Here is a 342-nt window from a genome sequence, read left to right on the forward strand (position 1 = left end):
ACCGCACGGCACTGCGAGGACGAAGACGAATCGTCGGCGTTGAAGCTGATCGACGGATGGGCACTGGCCAAAGCCGAGATCAGTGCCGCCTGCACCCTCGGACCCCGGGCCGCCAGCGCCCAGATACGCATCGCGATGGCCCTGCGTGACCGGCTACCCCGCACCGCCGAGGCGTTCGCCCGCGGGGCTATCTCGGCGAAGGTGATCGCCGCGATCACCTGGCGCACCCAACTCGTCACCGACGACGACGCGTTGGCGTTGATCGACGCCGGGATCACCGGCACCGCCCACCAGTACGGCGCATTGTCGGAGAACGCGTTGATCCGGGCGGTCGACTACTGG

The 342-nt window shown here is 68.4% G+C and carries 1 protein-coding gene; it reads left to right on the forward strand.

The window, feature by feature from the left end; genetic code table 11:
* The coding region (locus tag G154_RS00090; RefSeq protein WP_036478502.1) for a DUF222 domain-containing protein at positions 1–342 on the forward strand (342 nt) is incomplete at both ends.

The organism is Mycobacterium sp. VKM Ac-1816D, from assembly GCF_000416385.1.
Classification (GTDB): Bacteria; Actinomycetota; Actinomycetes; order Mycobacteriales; family Mycobacteriaceae; genus Mycobacterium; species Mycobacterium neoaurum_A.